A 17,968-nucleotide genomic window follows, 5' to 3' on the forward strand; every position below is an offset into this window, starting at 1 on the left:
GTGAAAAACTTCTTTTTGGCCTTTCTGCAGTGTGCAGAAGCATGAAAATCTTCTTTTTGGTCTTTCTGCAGTGTGCAGAAGCATGAAAAATCTCTTTTTGGTCTTTCTGCAGTGTGCAGAAGCGCGGTTTTATGTTTCGTCGGCCGACAACAGCTTGTTTTTATTTTCAGCTTTAGTCGACCGACGAAGAATTTATTATATGAACTTTCTGTTATATCTTAGTTATCTTCATCCCATGGATTATTGTCAGACACCTCTTCGTCAAAGAAGGGGGCACGCTTGGCAAGGCCTTGGTCCTCACCTACAGCATGCGAACTAACGATAAACTGAGCAATATTATCTGTGGTCATTAACCGAGCAGTTGCGATGTGGGGCGTTGTATATTTCTTTTTCATTTTGTATGCGATTATTTGATGACTTTCTTTCCGTTAATAATATAAATGCCATGCGTTGGGTTTTTCACACGACGGCCTTGGAGGTCGTAGATAACATTGTCGCGGCCCTCTGCCTCTTGTCCGATATTGCGGATGCCTGCAACATTTGCATTTTCGCGAGCAGCATCAAAATCGATGAAAAAGCTTTTTGCACGAGCTATACTTTCCGTCAGTCGAAGACCAGCGCGATGCGCTTTTAGCTTGATAGAAGCGCCTCCACGAGTGCCTTGCTTGTAAAAGCCGAGGCCCTGGTCGCCGCTGTTTGAAAGAACGTAATATTTGTAACCAGCCCCACTAATCTCTCGTTCGGTAGCTGTACCTACAAGGAGATTGCCCGTCACGTCTTCTTCGATGCCTGTAACATTAGCCTGATAAACGATAGTGCTGTTTGGCGTTCCTTGCAAGATGAAGCCCGTCTGCTTAGGTATGATTTTTCCTGCGCCGAAAGCTTTCACAATGGCATTATCGGGAGTGGTGATGCTGCCGCTGGGTGTGACGCCAGTGATGATATAGGCGGTACAGCCATCAGGAACTTTGAAATTCTCATTTTCGAGGTAGAAAGTGGTGTAGCCGGAAGGACCGATATTCACCTGCTCATAAATTTTACTTTTTAAATTTACCCAATAAGCTGCTACTTTATAGGCAGCAGAAGCATCCGTGGGGACATAGATTTTTAGAGAAGCATTTGAGCCAAATGTATAATCTTGGTCAAGAGTTGGGGGAGTAGTAGCTTCGATAACAACATTGGTAAGATTATCGCAGCCAAAAGCATCCCAGTGAATCTTCTCAACACTTGCAGGAAGCGTAACCGAAGTGATAGGAGTTTGTCCAAACGCCGAAAACCCTATTTCTTTCACATCTTGAAGAAAGTCAAGAGACATTTTTAGCTTATAGTTGCAAAAGAAGAATTGGCCGGGAATCTTTTCTAATTTAAGTTCTTTCAGTCCTTCCATTTTTTCCAAGTCAACCATCTGACAAAAACAAGCTCCACCAAAATTACGTACGGTAGAAGGTATCTTTAGCGTTTTAAGTCCATTGGAAATAAAAAAAGCTCCTTGATCAATAGTTTCTAATCCTTCAGGAAGATTTAAAGTGCCTAAAGTAGTTCGCATAAGAGACCATTCGCCTAAGGTTTTTATTGTTGCAGGCAAAGTTAGAGAGGCCATGCTTGCATGTTCAAGACCATAGTCGCCTATTTTTGTTATGGTATAAGTAATTCCTGTGTTACTATCTATTACTGTTGAAGGAAGTGTGACATGCTGCCCTGTAAATGTATAAGTGTATGGATAGTCACGTGAGGGTTGAGTAACTTCAACGTAGTGATTAGTCGCATCGATGATATGATAGTAAAAGAGTTGTCCCCCATCGGTAGTTGCTGAAAAATCTACAGGAGGTTGCTGCGCATAACCAATGAAAGTGATTAAACAGCAGTAAAAAACCAATAAAATTCTTTTCATCTTGATAATTATTTAATTTTTTGAATACTTGCACTAAAATTGCTGTTATTTCTTTTTGCTCAGTTTCACAAAAGGGCATAAAAAAGCGAACAAAGGGAACTTCGGAAAGCCCTTTGTTTATGGGAGATACGCTGCGCCTCACGCGCGCGTAGGAGAAAAAATTTTAAAGTGTAGTTATTGGCGTGGCGCCTATGAGAGAGAGAGAGAGAGAGAGAGAGAGTAGCAAATTATTTGGAACTACCAAATAATTTGATGACTTTTTTGTAAAAAAGCCACACTTTTTTTGAGCCATAAATCCACGCTTCAAACGAGCATTAGATTGCTGCAAAATAATATGATTCTCTGTTAATCTCAACTTCTTATCTGTTTAGAAACTGGCGCAAAGGTAGAATATTATTTCGAATTGACCAAAAAATTAAAGAAATAAAATTCAAAACCCATGGTTTTATATGCATTTAATGCCCACTGATAGCGATAATAAAAGATATAAAAAACAGAATTGCCAATAGTTATTGTGGGATTTCTTGTCCCCCTATGGCAATTCTGTTATATTCTAATGAATTAGCGATTTGACGCTATTAGAATCTAAAATCAACCTCGACATCAATCATATTATAATTATGTTTTGCCAAGGTGCGGTCATTGATACGCGCATATTCAACGTTGATTTGAAAGTTTTTGTGGAAGTAATAGTCTGCTCCCACTTCATACTGCGTGCGTGACCTATTCCATTCTGCAGTTGGCCGATATAAATCGTAACGTGCTTTTACATGAACCTTCTTCTGAATTACAGGGGCGATAACCAAGCCATAAAAACCATCAGCCTTATTGCCTAAAGCTGTGTTAACCTCACAATTTGTGAAATTTGGATCTTGCGCATTGGTATTTGTAAGCGCCTTTGCAAAAGCATATCCTGTGGAATGAACGTATTCAGAACGCAAAGTCCAATCATTGAATTTATATTCTCCACTGAGCGCATAGCGATGTTTTGGCAATGAACGAACCTCACCCGTGTGGGTGACACCAGCAGCATCAGTCCAATTTCCCTTTCGTGCAGATGAACCTTCCCAGCCAAATACACCTAAGCGCAGTCCTTCTACAGGCATCACCCAAAGTCCTCCGATGATATCCTTGCGCTGATCAACATCTTTCGTATTGATGCCTTGGCCATTGAATACGCCAATCTGATAGTGCAAGAGATTGCGACCAGCTGCATTTTTCAGGAAATCGCCTTGCACTTGAAGTCCTAAGTCGCGGCCATTGCTCGGATGTTCGCCTGTTCTGTCGCTGAAACCAGATAACTTTGAGATGACTTGTCCAACCCCCATGAAGCCCTGGTCGATAGGATGCAATGGATTATCAAAGGTGAATGGGCGTTTGAACTCACCGATTTTAACCTTAAAATAATCATACTTCTGCCACTCAGCAAACAAGTCTACAAGTCGCGGACTGCTTCCCAAAGTAGAAGTGTTTCCATTGACTTGGATTTGTGCTTTCCAATAGAAGTCGTTTAAGATTCGACCATCTAAGACCAAACGGAATAGTCTCAGATTAAACGAATTGCTCTTGTTTCCTTTCTGGTCGGAATATTGATATTGTGTCATTCCATAGCCAGAGAGTTTCACATTGTTAAACCATTCTTTCTTTTGTGCACTACTTGACAGCGTTGTTAGCGCGAGTAGTGCAATACATAAACTCTTTTTTACCATAACTCATGAATTAGATTTTAATATTTCGTTTATCTTCTTTCCAACAGAACCACGTTTTCCACGTGTGGCGTATGAGGGAACATATCAACAGGTTGAACAGCTGCCACTTTATAATCCGCATCCATCAATTGCAAGTCGCGTGCCTGTGTGGCAGGATTGCAGCTCACATAGACAATGCGTTTTGGTGATGCATTGAGAATCACCTTAACCACATCGGCGTGCATTCCGGCACGAGGTGGATCGGTGATGATAACATCAGGCTGACCATGTCCTTGGATAAAGTCGTCTGTAAGAATATCTTTCATGTCACCGGCATAGAATAACGTATTGTTAATTCCATTGACATGGCTGTTTTCTTTGGCATCTTCTATCGCCTCAGGAACATATTCTATTCCGATTACTTGCTTTGCTTGATGTGCAACAAAGTTTGCAATCGTTCCTGTACCTGTATAAAGATCATAAACTAACTCGCCACCAGTGAGCTGGGCAAACGAACGTGCTACACAATAAAGATGATAGGCTTGGTCTGTGTTTGTCTGATAAAAGCTTTTCGGACCAACCTTAAACTTCAAGTCCTCCATCGTCTCATAGATGAAGTCAGTGCCCTTAAAGGTTGTAAGTTCCAAATCACCGAAGGTGTCATTCCCTTTCTGATTGTCAACATAAATCAGGCTCGTGATTTGAGGAAAGGTGTCTGCAATGTGCTGAAGTAGCTGCATAGCCTTTTGTTCATCGCCTTCTTCGTCGTAATGGAATTGCACTAAAAGCATGAACTCCCCTGTGTTAGAATTGCGCATCATCAAGTCTCTCAGCAGTCCATGTTGTGCCCGAATATCATAAAAAGATATCGAATTCTCTTTTGCATAGCGACTAATCTCATTGCGAATCTCGTTGTGCAAGTCGTCCATCAACCAACATTTCTTGATAGGATAGATTTTATCAAAGGCGCCAGTAATATGAAAACCTATTGCACTTTCCGACAGATTGCCTTCTTGTCCTTCCTCTTTTGGAGGCAAAGCAGCTATCTCTTCTTTCGTATACCAACGTTTATTGGCACATCCAAATTCAAGTTTATTTCTGTATTCTTTTGTCTTTACACTTCCCAATATTGGCTGAAAAGGTGGAAGTTCAACCTTACCAATGCGTGTCAACTGATCAAAAACCTGTTGCTGTTTGGCTTTCAATTGTTCCTCGTATGGCAGATTCTGCCATTTACATCCACCGCAAATACCAAAGTGTTCGCACATAGGAGTTTCGCGAACCTTGCTATATGAGATTATCCTTTCTACCCTTCCCTCCATGAAACTATGTTTCTTCTTGGTGATTTGTACATCAACAACATCGCCAGGAACACAGAAAGGAACGAACACAACCTTATCATCGTAATGGAAGATACATTTACCTTCGGCTGCAACTGATTCTATTGTAATATGCTCTAAAAGGGGTAATGGTTTATGCTTTCTCGTCATTCTCTTGTTTTATTTACATGCAAAATTAGTAAAATTATTACGAATTATGCCGTTAATACATAGATTTAATTTCATAATAGGCCTGTAAAAGGCATTTGATAATGTTTATTTTGTGCAATGGAAAGAGTCTCTATTTGCGTTGAATAGTTTTCATTAGGATGCCATTTCGTTCTGTGAAACCAGGAGGAAGAATCTTATTATACATCAAAAACCATCCCTTCATTCGTTAAGAAGCTATTTTTAAACACCTCTTTTGCTTCATCAAGTAGGCATTTTTCATTGTCATAGCGTGCACTAAAATGTCCTAACAGCAGCTTACCAACATGAGCTTCACGCGCAACCATCGCTGCTTGGCGAGCTGTTGAATGCCAATAGAGTTTGGCACGAGCAGCATTATCATCTGCATAAGTGCTCTCATGATAAAGTGTGTCAACACCTTCAACCAACTTATATAACGTTGGAATATAACGTGTATCACTGCAATAGGCATACGCCCTTGAGGGATCTGGTGGAGTCGTCAAACGTTCATTGGGAATCAATTTGCCTTCAGGCGTTGTCCAATCCATGCCTGCCCGGAGATTATTTAGCTGGCTTATTGGCACCTCAAAGCAATTAACCATTTCGCGATTAATGTGTCTCTGCTTGGGTTTTTCTCTGAAAAGATAGCCGCATGTGGGGATTCTATGTTGCAGTGGAATAGTTTCAACCGTAATACTCCGGTCTTCATAGATAACGGCATGCTTCAAAGTGTCGACAGAATGGAATACAACTTCAAACTCTAATCCATTGCAAAAGAATTCCATTTGACTTTTCAGAATTGGCTCTAAGGCTTCATGCGCATAGACATGTAAAGGAGCTGTGCGTCCCAACATTCCAAAAGTACTAATCATTCCTATCAAACCAAAACAATGATCGCCGTGTAAATGTGAGATAAACACAGCTTGAAGCTTTGTAAATCGGATTCTATTCTTGCGTAGTTGCAATTGAGTTCCTTCCCCACAATCAATCATAAAGAGTTTTTCTCTGACTTCAACAACCTGTGAAGACGCATGATGATTGAGGGTTGGCAGTGCTGAACCACAACCAAGAATATGAACTCTGAATGGCTCCATTATATGAGATTTATTTTTCGTTAAATAGAAATGACTTCTAACTACACCTTAATATATATAGTGTGCTGGCGCTATTTTAAACGTTTGAAAGCAAAGATCCCATCTTTATTTTCAAGATAAAGCGAATCAGCTCCTAAGTTGTCAATCACAAATGTATCTTTGTTCAGCAATAATTTTCCATTGCATATCTTCCAGGAAGTCCACGGATTAGTTTCTGCTTTGACATTATTCTTAATCTGTCCACCTTCAAGTATTTCAAAGTTCTTATCTAAACTCGTCCACTTTCCAAGTAAAGTCGTAAGGTTTATCACACGTTGTGCATAACGTTCTCCATTTACTTCATGACCAATTACAGCAAGGCGATCACCTGCCAAGAGTCCACCAAGGATAACTGCAGAGTCACTTCCCTCATCCATTGCCATGAATTCTAACGTATCTCCCAAATCAGTGATTAGCTCAATGTTATGCATAGAACTTCCCTCACCACACAAACCATAAAGCGTTGTGTCTGTAACCGACGAATCATTTAGGCTGTCTTTGATTTCCAAATTAGAGGAACTCTGCTTGTGTTTGCATGCAACAACGCTCATCATTCCTAATAATATAACACCGAGATAAAATAGTTTCTTCATATCTTTTTGTTTAATGATTCATATTTTTCTTTGCTTCTTCCCAAAGTTTATCCATATCCTCCAGCGATAAATCATTCAGCTGCCGATGCATTGCTTTTGCTTTTTGTTCAACATAATTAAATCGTTGAATAAACTTTTGATTCGTTCGCTCCAATGCATTGTCGGGATTTAGATGATATAATCGTGCTGCATTAATGATGCTAAATAAGAAATCTCCCAATTCATTGGTTGACTTATCTTTATCTTCCCGTTTAAGTTCAACCTCCAATTCATCCAATTCCTCACGCACTTTCTTCCAAACATCTTCTTTATGTTTCCAATCAAACCCAACATTTCGAACCTTATCTTGTATTCGGTAGGCCTTTATTAGTGCAGGCAATGATTGTGGAACACCCGAAAGTACAGACGTATTACCATCTCTTTCCTGCTGTTTGCGTTGTTCCCAAGTAGCCGATACCTCTGAAGCTGTTTGGGGTTGCAACATGTTTTCTTTTACTTCTTCATCTTTGTAAACGACATGTCCCTGTGTATTTATTTTCATTTCAGGATTGGTTACAGTCCAATCACCATCCTTATTCCAATCAATGAAATCATGTCTAAACATCAGTTTGTCAGCTTGGGAATTGCATACATCTGCAATATCAAAATCGTTAGATTCCTCACCTAACATAGCATAAAAGACAATATGCTCTAAAACGTCTCCCAACTCCTTGCAAATATCCTTATGATTATTCTTAATCAGTGCATCACAGAGTTCAAAAACCTCCTCAATAGTATTCGGACGAAGGCTTTCATTCGTCTGTTTTCTATCCCAAGGACACTCGCGTCTGAGTCTTTCTTGTACATCAAGTAAGCGTGCAAACGCTTGAAGCTTTTCTTCTTTTGAATGTTTTTGTTGTTTCATATTACAAATATAAGCAAAAAATGGCATATAAACAACCTCATCATAACGAATTTATTGATTGCAGTTATAAATGCCTTTGCGCGTTCATCTATGTTACAATTGTAAGTGTCAAAATACGCTTGGTTTTCTTAGTTACAGCAAAGCGTTGATCCACTCTTACGCCGACAACCCATAAAATATGCCCATGAGCATCTTCAACTATAAGCTGTTGTTGCTTATCTATAATGGAATATTTGAGGTTTGTGAGTAAATCGCTGACAAGTTTACTGCCTTTCATACCAAAAGGCTGAAATCGATCACCCTGTTTTATGCATCGAATCGTTAAAGGAAAAGCTATGATTTCACCGTCTAAAGTGACTTGTTTTGGCTCACGACTTGGCTCAAAACACGAGGTAATCTCACTTAAATTAATTTTGAATTTAATATGCTCATTCCAAACGAATAAACCTTCTTCAGGAACTCGCAACACTTTTGTTGTTGGCTGAGTACGTGTAGCAATAAGTAGTGTTTCCCTATCTTTTACAAGCTCATGAGTCTTTGAATACCATCTTTTTCCTGTAGAAGCATTGAGAGATTGAGCGATATTCTCAATCTGAGCAGACGAAAAAGAGTAGTTAGATAACACAGAATATAAAATATATTCGGGTGAAACTTCTTTTTGTAAAGCCTTGATGTTAATCGCAATCTGATTTTGTTTATACACTGAAACAACTCTCTTCTGCCCATCTTTTAAGGCAGAATTAAGTACATTTGAAGCCTCATTTAAGTGTTTAATTGTTGTAGATATATTGTCTGATACAGAGGGATTTAATGTTTTAAGCAAAGGGATTACTTCTAATCTAATTTTATTTCTCATCACGTCGGCAACTAAATTACTGCTGTCAGTGACATAATCTTGATGAATAGAAGATAAATATTGTTCTATCTCTTTACGTGAAACAGACAATAATGGACGAATGATATGCCCATTCTTTGGCTTCATACCCAACAAGCCTTGAATACCTGTACCACGTATTAAATTTAATAATGCAGTCTCGATATTATCATCTTGGTGATGAGCAACAAGAATATCATCTGCTGAAATATCTTTTCTTAGTTTTTCAAAATAATCATAACGTAATTCGCGTGCAGCCATTTCAATACTAACATGATGCAAACTTGCATACGCTTTCGTATCAAAATAAACGCGATGAAATGGCACTTTTAATGACCGACAGAGTTCTTCACAAAACATTTCATCGCGCTTTGATTCGGCATTTCTAAGTTGAAAGTTACAATGAACCGCTGCAACATGATAGTTTAATTCTATCATAATACGAAGCAGAGCTACACTATCACATCCGCCACTCAGTGCTAACAGATAGGTACTTTCAGGCTGAAGCAGTTGATTTTCAGCTATAAACGCTTTTACTTTTTGAGCAAAACTACTCAACATATAATACTAAGCCTTTCAAATACTCACCTTCAGGGTGATAAATATTGATTGGATGATCGGCGGGTTGATGTATCTGATGCAAAATTCTTACCTTGCGACCAACCTGTACTGCAGCTGCAAACACTGCATTACGGAAATTATCTTTTGACACAACTTGTGAGCAACTGAAAGTAAACAAGATACCTCCATGCTTGATATGTTGTAGTCCATTCATGTTAAGACGTGTATACCCAGACAACGCTTTGCGTAAAGCGGAACGATGTTTAGCAAAAGCAGGTGGGTCAAGAACAATTAAATCATAATTGTCATCATGGTTAGCCAAGTATTTGAATGCATCTTCACAAAAGGCTTCATGACGTGTATCGCCAGGGAAATTGAGTTCAATGTTACGATTAGTCAATTCTACTGCCTTTGCACTACTATCCACTGAATGCACTAATTTGGCTTGCCCTCTCATGGCATATACCGAGAATCCGCCCGTATAACAAAACATATTGAGAACACTTTTACCTTTTGCATAGTGCTCCAAAAGGCTTCTATTCTCTCGTTGATCGACAAAGAAACCAGTCTTTTGTCCACGCAACCAGTCTACATGGAACTTCAAACCATTCTCTAATGCCACATCATTCTCTGTCTTACCATATATGAAACCATTCTCTTGTCCCAGTTCCGCTTTGTAGGGAAGTGTTGTCTCACTCTTGTAGTATACATGCTTTATTCGACTCCCCATGACTTCAATCAAAGCACGACAAATATCTTCTCTACACATATGCATGCCCACACTATGTGCCTGCATGACTGCAGTCTCACCATAACAGTCAATCACTAATCCTGGAAGGAAGTCTCCTTCACCATGCACTAAGCGATAAGTATTATTATCAAGGCTATCTGCTATGCCTATACTTTGGCGCATCTTAAATGCAGCATTCAATCGTTTGCACCAATAATCATGGTTAATTTCAATATTAGAAAACGATAATACGCGCACTGTAATTGAACCAATCTGGTAATGACCAACTGCAATAAAGTCATTGGAATAAGTATATACATTAACGATTTCGCCCTCTTCTATTCCGTCGTCCATGTGCCGTATTGCACCCGAAAAAATCCAAGGATGAAAACGATTCAAAGATTCTTCTTTCCCTTTCTTTAGATATATTGATTTATACATATTGATTAATGTTGACAATGTAATGTGATTTGATATAAGAAATAACCGAAAGATACGATTTCATCGATGGATTTCTACTACTTCTTCGTTGTGAGACGCATCCGAATCCATAGGCTCCGACGAAACGACAAGCGTGTATTCTTTGGTCTTGTAAAGCCATTTTATCTCTTCATATAATTTAATACATGCCCACGCATCCGTTGCAGCATAGAGCTTTTGCTTGTCAGAAAGCACATCAGCTTCCCAGTTTGTAAGCCGTTGTCGCTTGCTAATCTTCTGATGAAATATATTTGCGTAGAGCTTTTGTAGACTTAAATCTTTTATTCCTATTTCTTTAACTATATCCTGTAAATCTACAAAATACCCAGGGTTAAATTCTACTCGGCGATGAAGTGAAAGAAGATCATCATGCCAAGATAAACCAATCTTTGGCACAGTACAATCTTCCAATAACCTGATTACAGATGGAGGAATACCTATATCGTTAAGTCTGAAAAGGAAACATGTATCCCGTGATGCGACTTGTAGCAATGCAACCTTATGTTGTTCGCCTTTACGGAACATGGGACGGGTTTCAGTATCTACTCCCAAAATATCGCAAGAGAGTAAATAATCAACGGCTTTGTCAGCATCATTTTCATTGATAATCGTTATAATCCTACCAGGAAATAGAGCTATTGGCAATTCTGTTATCAACTTCTTATCAAACTTACTATATATTGTTTTCTTCATTTCTAATTGTATATACAATCTGCAAATTTAGAAAAAAGTTATGAAAAGAACGCTATTTCTCGGAATTTTACGTTAATTTTGCAGGAAATACAATAGAAAAAAAGACATGGTTAAGAAAAAATCTAACCGCAAACCTAAGAACATAGGAGAAGCAGTTGGCTTTCGTAATGTATTCAGCAACGAAAAAACAGATTTTCTTTTAGGAGTTATTCTCTTACTGGTTGCAATCTTTGTTGTTATTGCAATGGTCTCATTCTTTTCCACAGGACAAGCTGATCAGAGTCTACTTGAGAGCTTAAGACCTGGAGAATGGATGAATACAAATCGTATTTTCACTAATTATTGTGGTTCTATCGGTGCCATCATGTCTTATTTCTTTATGGCCGTTAACTTTGGAATTCCAGCTTTCTTTATTCCTATTTTCGTTGTATTAGTGGGTGTAAAGCTCATGAAAATCTATACTGTTAACTTGTGGAAATGGTTCTTTTCCATGATGCTAACAATGATTTGGTGTTCTATTGCGTTTGCAAAGTTCCTAACACCCATTATGGGTGGCCTTTTCTTTAACCCAGGAGGAGAGCATGGTTTGTTATGTGTCCAACAATTAGAAAACATTGTTGGTGCACCAGGCTTAATCGGAATTCTTCTTTTTACGGCTTTAGCCTTCTTGACATATCTAACAACTGAAACCATCGAAATAGTTAGAAAGGCCATGAATCCCGTGAAATATCTTACCTCAAAGGTAAGGTTTACCATCACGAATCATGAGCCACAATCTGAGGAATCAACTCAAGAGGAAATGTCAGAAGAAGAGAATGAAGAGGTGACTACTGATGAATCGCTTATTGATGAGGGGCTACCAGAAGACCTTCCTGCCCCAATTGTTGACTTCACAAACTACGAAGAAGCAAGTAATCCAACGATAAACCCTGTTGAAAATACTCCTATCATAGCACTCTCCCCCATAGCAGACACTCCGAAAGAAGCAACAACTGACGAAGACAATAAACTCACAGTAGAAGTTGCAAAGAATGAAGAGAAGGCTGGAAGTGATGTGGTTAATGTCGAAGAAATCCTAAGTACACCGATTGATCCACTTGAACCTTTCACTAAATATAAGAAGCCGACACTTGATCTTCTCAAGAAGTATGATGATGGAGATAAGCCAAAAGTCGACATGGAAGAAATCAAAGCGAACAATGCTCGCATTGTAGAAGTACTCAACAGTTTCGGTGTTTCAATTCGTGAAATCAAAGCTACTGTAGGCCCTACCATTACACTTTACGAAATTACACCAGCCGAAGGAGTTCGCATTTCAAAGATACGTAACCTTGAAGATGATATTGCTTTGAGTCTCTCTGCATTGGGAATACGTATCATTGCACCTATACCTGGTAAGGGAACAATTGGTATTGAGGTCCCAAATAAGAATCCACAGATTGTCTCTATGGAAAGTATTCTAAACTCAAAGAAGTTCAAAGAGACAAAGATGGAACTCCCCTTGGCACTTGGAAAGACTATAACCAACGAAGTCTTTATGGTAGATTTGGCAAAGATTCCTCACTTATTGGTAGCTGGAGCAACAGGACAAGGTAAATCAGTAGGCCTTAATGCCATCATTACTTCATTGCTCTATAAAAAGCATCCGAATGAGTTGAAGTTTGTTTTGGTTGATCCTAAGAAAGTAGAATTTAGCGTATATCATAAGATTTCAGACCACTTCATGGCTTGTTTGCCTGAAAATGATGACGAACCGATTATTACCGATGTCACAAAAGTGGTCAGAACACTTAACAGTTTGTGTGCACTGATGGATCGTCGCTATGATCTTCTAAAAATTGCAGGGGCAAAGAATATCAAAGAATACAATGCAAAGTATGTCAATCACAAGCTTGATTTGACGAAAGGACATGATTATATGCCCTACATTGTAGTCATTATTGATGAGTTTGGCGACCTTATCATGACAGCAGGTAAAGAGATTGAGCTTCCAATTGCACGTATTGCACAGCTTGCCCGCGCTGTAGGCATCCACATGGTCATTGCTACACAGCGCCCAACGACTAAGATTATTACGGGTAATATAAAGGCAAACTTCCCTGGGAGAATGGCTTTCCGCGTTAGTTCTCAAATTGATTCACGCACGATTCTCGACCGCTCTGGGGCCAATCAGCTTGTAGGACGAGGCGACTTACTATTCCTTAATGGTAACGAACCTGTACGTGTACAATGTGCTTTCGTTGATACGCCTGAGATAGAACGTATTAACGACTATATCACCGATGAACCTGGACCAGTTGAACCCATGGAACTTCCTGAACCAATTGAAGATAATAGTGGTGGAAGTGTAGGCAGTGGAGGTGCAGATTTGTCATCCCTTGATCCGTATTTTGAGGAGGCAGCCCACGCAATAGTACTCTCTCAACAGGGTTCTACGAGTATGATTCAACGACGATTCTCCATTGGTTACAACCGTGCCGGACGTTTAATGGATCAACTTGAACAGGCTGGTATTGTTGGTGCGGCACAAGGAAGTAAACCTCGTGAAGTGCTCATCCAAGATGAAAATCAATTGAACAGCCGTCTGCTTCAACTTCGTAGCTAAACCAATAAGAATATAATAACACTCTAAAATATAAACAAAATAGGGGCTAAACAGCCCCTATTTGTTTTTTTCTCAGACATTTTTATGCATGGAACAAAATCAATTGCATTATTCATCATAACACCTTAATTTATATAGTATTTCTTTCGATTTTTCCTTTTGCTTGATTTTACACGATGAAATGGGACTTTTCGTGGGATGAAATGACTGAGTTTACTCGATGAAATCGCCTATTTTGTTTTTCAATCTCTATCGTTTATAAAAGGCTATTATATCTTTACATAATTTCAAACTGAATACATAACTTTGCCACAAACCTTTATTTTCATCATCTTTCTTTAATACCTTTAACATCTTGTGTGTTTTATCTTTTAGTGAACTTATTGAAGTTCAGATAAATTATATACCTTTGCATGACAAATATAAACTGATGTAATGATGAAAAAGATTATTCTTCTCTTATGTATGGTATTGGCATCTGTTTGCTGTATGGCACAGAATGCAAAAGAAGCATTAAAAGTTTTGGATAAAACTGCAGCCATTGTAGGACGTAATGGTGGTGCTTATGCCGGATTCTCTATTAGTGGGAGTAAACTTGGCGCTACCAATGGAACAATTGCAATAAAAGGAAATAAGTTCTATGCACATACTCCCCAAGCTACTATTTGGTTCAACGGAAAGACCCAGTGGGCCTACATGAAGGCAACAAACGAGGTGAATGTTACCACACCCAACGAGGCAAAGCAAGCACAAATGAACCCTTATAAGTTTATAACTCTATATAAATCAGGGTATAGTTTGACTTCAAAGAAACAAGGAAATACTTATCAAATACACATGGTTGCACAAGATAAGAAACGTAGTATACAAGAACTTTATATCACGATTGGAAAGAATTATATCCCTTCACAAGTCAAAATGCGTCAAGGAACTAATTGGACAACAATCAACATCACTAATTTCAAGGCAAAGAATCAAAGTGATGCAGTGTTTACTTTCAACGCAAAAGAATTTCCAAAAGCCGAAGTTATCGACTTAAGATAAGGCATTTTCGTTCCGTTTCTATCGTTTATTGATGAGAAAAAAACGTTTACTTCTCGGCTTCTTTGTATTATGTTTGTTGGTCATAGCATGGTTTGTCTATCGTCTATGGCCTACAGACACGACACAGGCAAAGCGTGCTCTTGTGCAAGTTCAACATCAACGCTACTATCAACTCAGCGATACGAAAGGCAATAAGCTCTTTTTTTCATCACTAAATTCTGATAGTTTACTTGAAGGAGCAGCATGGAATGAGAGGGATGTAAGGCCCAGTAAGTGGATTACCGATGGCTTTTGGGTGAATAAAACATGGCTATATCCTTCATGTAATGGTGAAATTGTCACTGCAGTTTCTGACAGTTCGCATGTGATGGCAAACAAATTAGAGGGTATTCTACTTGTTTCAAACCAATTAAACAAAAGCAAGCGACAACTCAATAGTCTAAAACATCAACAAAACGAATTACGTTATTATCTGCGTGTACATGGAGTCCAAGATATGGGATATAACATTGTGGCTGGCTATGCAAATGATATTCATTTGCAATGTGACACCTTGAACAAGGTGATTGCCCTACTCCAATTAATGAAGAAAAGTCAGAAGGTAAGATTATTACGTAAAGATATCTTTACCATTAGTTATAAAAACGCTGAAGGAAAGGTTGAGAAGACGCATTGTAATGTGATTCGTGAAGATGCCAACCATAAGATTTTAATTCTCAAAACGAAAGATTCGAGGTTCCCTTCCAATGCGTATGCGATGACAATAGTTCCGTGGAATATTGACGACATGAATGAAAGTATGGCTGTAACGACACGATTCCGCCAGCCATGTGTTATTGAATTTGCACATCCAGGAAGTATGATTTTTGTGTCAACCTACATGCATAAAGGGAGATTTTCAGGCATTAAACTATCAGACGGCTATTATAATAGCAGACAAATAGATAAACTTATTCATTTAGAAGAAAAGAATTGAAAAGGATAACACACATATTTTTTATATGCATTTCTATCATTTGTTGTGTCTCATGTGGAGAAATGACAAAGGATAATCATTTGAACTATGGTATCGTTCGTAAAGATGGATTAGTTTATCAGGGTTGTTTGGTGCATGGAAAGCGCCAAGGTGATGGGAGAATGTGTGATTCTATCGGGAACATATATATAGGAACATGGAAAAATGATACGCTTATTCGTGGCACACGTATAGATACTTTAGGCAATCGATACACAGGAAAGTTCAACTCAAACCTACAGCCTCATGGGTATGGTACATATCATTCGAAAGATGGAGGCTTTTATGAAGGCAACTGGAGTAATGGACAACGTAATGGCTTTGGTATCAGATTGGCTGCTCACAGTGAACTAAAAGTGGGTGAATGGCATCATAATCATTATCGAGGAGAACGCCTTAATTATACTAATGAGCGTGTTTATGGTATAGATATCGCTAAATATCAGCATATTGATGGAAAGAAAAGATATGCTATTCAGTGGAAGAAATTAAGAATTATCGGCTTGGGAAAGCTTAGCAAAAAGAAGGTTATTGGACGTGTTAACTATCCAATCAGCTTTATTTATATAAAGAGTACTGAAGGGAAAAGCTTGCTTAATCCTTATTATAAGAAAGACTATCAAAGTGCTAAGGCCGCTGGTTATAAAGTTGGTACATATCATTTCTTTACTACTTTGACACCAGCTGCACTACAAGCACGTTACTTTCTGGAACACTCTTATGTAAAAAAGGGAGATTTTCCGCCTGTATTAGATGTGGAACCTACGCATGCTCAGATTATGAGAATGGGCGGAACTAAAGAACTTTTCAGTGCTATTAGAACCTGGTTGCATATTGTTGAGCGTGCAACAGGTCGCAGACCAGTTCTATATATCAGTCAGATTTTTGTGAATCGATACCTTCCTGAGGCTCCAGATATCAAGAGAAATTATCATATTTGGATATCTCGTTATGGAGAATATAAGCCTGGTGTGAAACTTATCTATTGGCAATTGTCTCCTGATGGTAGTGTAAGCGGTATTCATGGTAAGGTAGATATCAATGTGTTTAATGGCTACCAAGACGAGTTTGAGCGCTTCTGTAGTCATCATTAAATATTAAACCACACAAGTCTTAGACTGGCTACTTTTGCCAACAACTTATAAATATTACCGCGTATGCTTTGCCAGCATAACACTTTATAGCATTAGTTTTCAAGACAACTCTCTCCTATTCTCTACTATCAACCTGTAAATCATGAACACTTCAGCCACAAGTCGAATCATACTAACTGGCAGATAAGACGTAGAGAACAGAGTAAACAAGTTGTGTGAGCAATACATAGATGATAAAGAGCGGGGATAGTTGTAGATTTCCTTGACACAACATGTCAAATAATTCAGCTTTTGTGTTGCATCTTCCTGATAAATATGCATAAGTGATAGACGTCATACAGACAACTAAAGAGAGGTAAGGTATAATGCTATTCGCAAGACTTCCAGAGCAAATATCACCATCAATACTCAATAAAACAGCATGAGGCATCAACGTAAGTAAAAGGATGATGGCCACAAAAACAACTATTTCAAAGACAACAAAACGTATGGCAACTCGCTGACGAAAGTCCAATGGGTGTTTAAGTTCTAAGATACCACATGATGAAAGACAACCATAAGCTATTACAGCCACTATCAACCATGCAGTAAGGGGAGTTGCTATGTTGCTTGAAAATTGACCGAAAAACCAACGAATACCTTCACTACTCAATAATGAACGCACTGATAAATCAGGCAATGCAGCTGAAAGCAACCATGACAATAGTATAATCATGAGCTGAGCCACAACGAGTATAATTATGAAGACGCCCAGGTGACGTTGTAATTGTTTACTCTTCATCAGGTTTTAGATTGTCAATATCCAATATACGAAGTTCAATTGCTCTCACAACCAAGCGTGTTGCATTGATTCCAACGCCTCCATTACCATTGGGAAACAGCTTTTGAATAAGTTCGTTTTGACGCTTTTCTAAGCTCTTTACACCAAAAGGCATGCCACGAAGATTAGTGATTTGCTCTTTCGTATAACCTAAAGCAAGATGTCGGAGGAAACGTTCATCGTATTCATCTATCTCATAATTGACAAGTGCTTCCTGTCTCATGAGCTGATTGTTAACGCTTTCTTCAAATCTCGAAACAATCTTTTCAAGAATCGGTTGATTAAAAACAAGGCGCTTACCATCCATTACACTCGACACATCCCCACGTGTAAGA

16 protein-coding genes are annotated in these 17,968 nt (G+C 38.7%); 4 read left to right on the forward strand and 12 right to left on the reverse strand.

The window, feature by feature from the left end:
• Nucleotides 1-218: 218 nt before the first annotated feature.
• From HMPREF9420_RS14105 to HMPREF9420_RS01615, 10 genes are all read right to left on the reverse strand, one after another.
• The gene (locus HMPREF9420_RS14105; protein ID WP_007133629.1) at nt 219-395 is read right to left on the reverse strand and encodes a hypothetical protein; all 177 of its coding nucleotides are present in this window, start codon (nt 393-395) and stop codon (nt 219-221) included.
• 11 nt (nt 396-406) lie between these two features.
• Nucleotides 407-1,891, reverse strand: a complete 1,485-nt coding sequence (locus HMPREF9420_RS01575) for a leucine-rich repeat domain-containing protein (RefSeq protein ID WP_007133630.1) — start codon at nt 1,889-1,891, stop codon at nt 407-409.
• A 578-nt stretch (nt 1,892-2,469) separates the two neighbouring features.
• Entirely contained in the window at nt 2,470-3,600 is a 1,131-nt protein-coding gene (locus tag HMPREF9420_RS01580; protein WP_007133631.1) for a porin, read from the reverse strand.
• A 29-nt stretch (nt 3,601-3,629) separates the two neighbouring features.
• The gene (gene rlmD / locus HMPREF9420_RS01585) at nt 3,630-5,069 is read right to left on the reverse strand and encodes a 23S rRNA (uracil(1939)-C(5))-methyltransferase RlmD (protein ID WP_007133632.1); all 1,440 of its coding nucleotides are present in this window, start codon (nt 5,067-5,069) and stop codon (nt 3,630-3,632) included.
• A gap of 197 nt (nt 5,070-5,266) precedes the next feature.
• On the reverse strand, nt 5,267-6,181 hold the full coding sequence (locus tag HMPREF9420_RS01590) for a ribonuclease Z (protein ID WP_007133633.1): 915 nt from the start codon (nt 6,179-6,181) through the stop codon (nt 5,267-5,269).
• Between the two features lie 71 nt (nt 6,182-6,252).
• Nucleotides 6,253-6,813 carry a lipocalin-like domain-containing protein gene (locus HMPREF9420_RS01595; protein WP_007133634.1) on the reverse strand — a complete coding sequence of 187 codons (561 nt, stop codon included), beginning with the start codon at nt 6,811-6,813 and terminating at the stop codon, nt 6,253-6,255.
• A gap of 10 nt (nt 6,814-6,823) precedes the next feature.
• On the reverse strand, nt 6,824-7,717 hold the full coding sequence (mazG, locus tag HMPREF9420_RS01600; protein ID WP_044078674.1) for a nucleoside triphosphate pyrophosphohydrolase: 894 nt from the start codon (nt 7,715-7,717) through the stop codon (nt 6,824-6,826).
• An 88-nt stretch (nt 7,718-7,805) separates the two neighbouring features.
• Nucleotides 7,806-9,152 carry a tRNA lysidine(34) synthetase TilS gene (tilS, locus tag HMPREF9420_RS01605; protein ID WP_007133636.1) on the reverse strand — a complete coding sequence of 449 codons (1,347 nt, stop codon included), beginning with the start codon at nt 9,150-9,152 and terminating at the stop codon, nt 7,806-7,808.
• Complete coding sequence (locus tag HMPREF9420_RS01610; protein ID WP_044078675.1) at nt 9,142-10,323, reverse strand: class I SAM-dependent rRNA methyltransferase; 1,182 nt, start codon at nt 10,321-10,323, stop codon at nt 9,142-9,144. The genes tilS and HMPREF9420_RS01610 overlap by 11 nt, the downstream gene beginning before the upstream one ends.
• 60 nt (nt 10,324-10,383) lie before the next feature.
• Nucleotides 10,384-11,055: a 3'-5' exonuclease gene (locus HMPREF9420_RS01615; protein ID WP_007133638.1), complete on the reverse strand. Its 672-nt coding sequence runs from the start codon at nt 11,053-11,055 to the stop codon at nt 10,384-10,386.
• A 106-nt stretch (nt 11,056-11,161) separates the two neighbouring features.
• Between HMPREF9420_RS01615 and HMPREF9420_RS01620 the strand changes: the two genes are divergently transcribed.
• The 4 genes from HMPREF9420_RS01620 (at nt 11,162) to HMPREF9420_RS01635 (ending at nt 16,813) form a co-directional block, all read left to right on the forward strand.
• Nucleotides 11,162-13,660: an FtsK/SpoIIIE family DNA translocase gene (locus HMPREF9420_RS01620; protein WP_007133639.1), complete on the forward strand. Its 2,499-nt coding sequence runs from the start codon at nt 11,162-11,164 to the stop codon at nt 13,658-13,660.
• Nucleotides 13,661-14,095: 435 nt separating this feature from the next.
• The gene (locus tag HMPREF9420_RS01625; protein ID WP_007133640.1) at nt 14,096-14,704 is read left to right on the forward strand and encodes a LolA-like putative outer membrane lipoprotein chaperone; all 609 of its coding nucleotides are present in this window, start codon (nt 14,096-14,098) and stop codon (nt 14,702-14,704) included.
• Between the two features lie 31 nt (nt 14,705-14,735).
• Nucleotides 14,736-15,680, forward strand: a complete 945-nt coding sequence (locus tag HMPREF9420_RS01630; RefSeq protein ID WP_007133641.1) for a hypothetical protein — start codon at nt 14,736-14,738, stop codon at nt 15,678-15,680.
• A gap of 62 nt (nt 15,681-15,742) precedes the next feature.
• Nucleotides 15,743-16,813 carry a GH25 family lysozyme gene (locus HMPREF9420_RS01635; protein ID WP_007133642.1) on the forward strand — a complete coding sequence of 357 codons (1,071 nt, stop codon included), beginning with the start codon at nt 15,743-15,745 and terminating at the stop codon, nt 16,811-16,813.
• Between the two features lie 172 nt (nt 16,814-16,985).
• Here HMPREF9420_RS01635 and HMPREF9420_RS01640 read toward each other — a convergent pair whose 3' ends face one another.
• On the reverse strand, nt 16,986-17,594 hold the full coding sequence (locus HMPREF9420_RS01640) for an AbgT family transporter (RefSeq protein WP_007133643.1): 609 nt from the start codon (nt 17,592-17,594) through the stop codon (nt 16,986-16,988).
• Nucleotides 17,584-17,968 (reverse strand): DUF5932 domain-containing protein (locus tag HMPREF9420_RS01645; RefSeq protein WP_007133644.1); only part of this gene is annotated, 385 nt, incomplete at its 5' end. The genes HMPREF9420_RS01645 and HMPREF9420_RS01640, both read right to left, overlap by 11 nt.

This window comes from Segatella salivae DSM 15606, assembly GCF_000185845.1.
Lineage (GTDB): Bacteria > Bacteroidota > Bacteroidia > Bacteroidales > Bacteroidaceae > Prevotella > Prevotella salivae.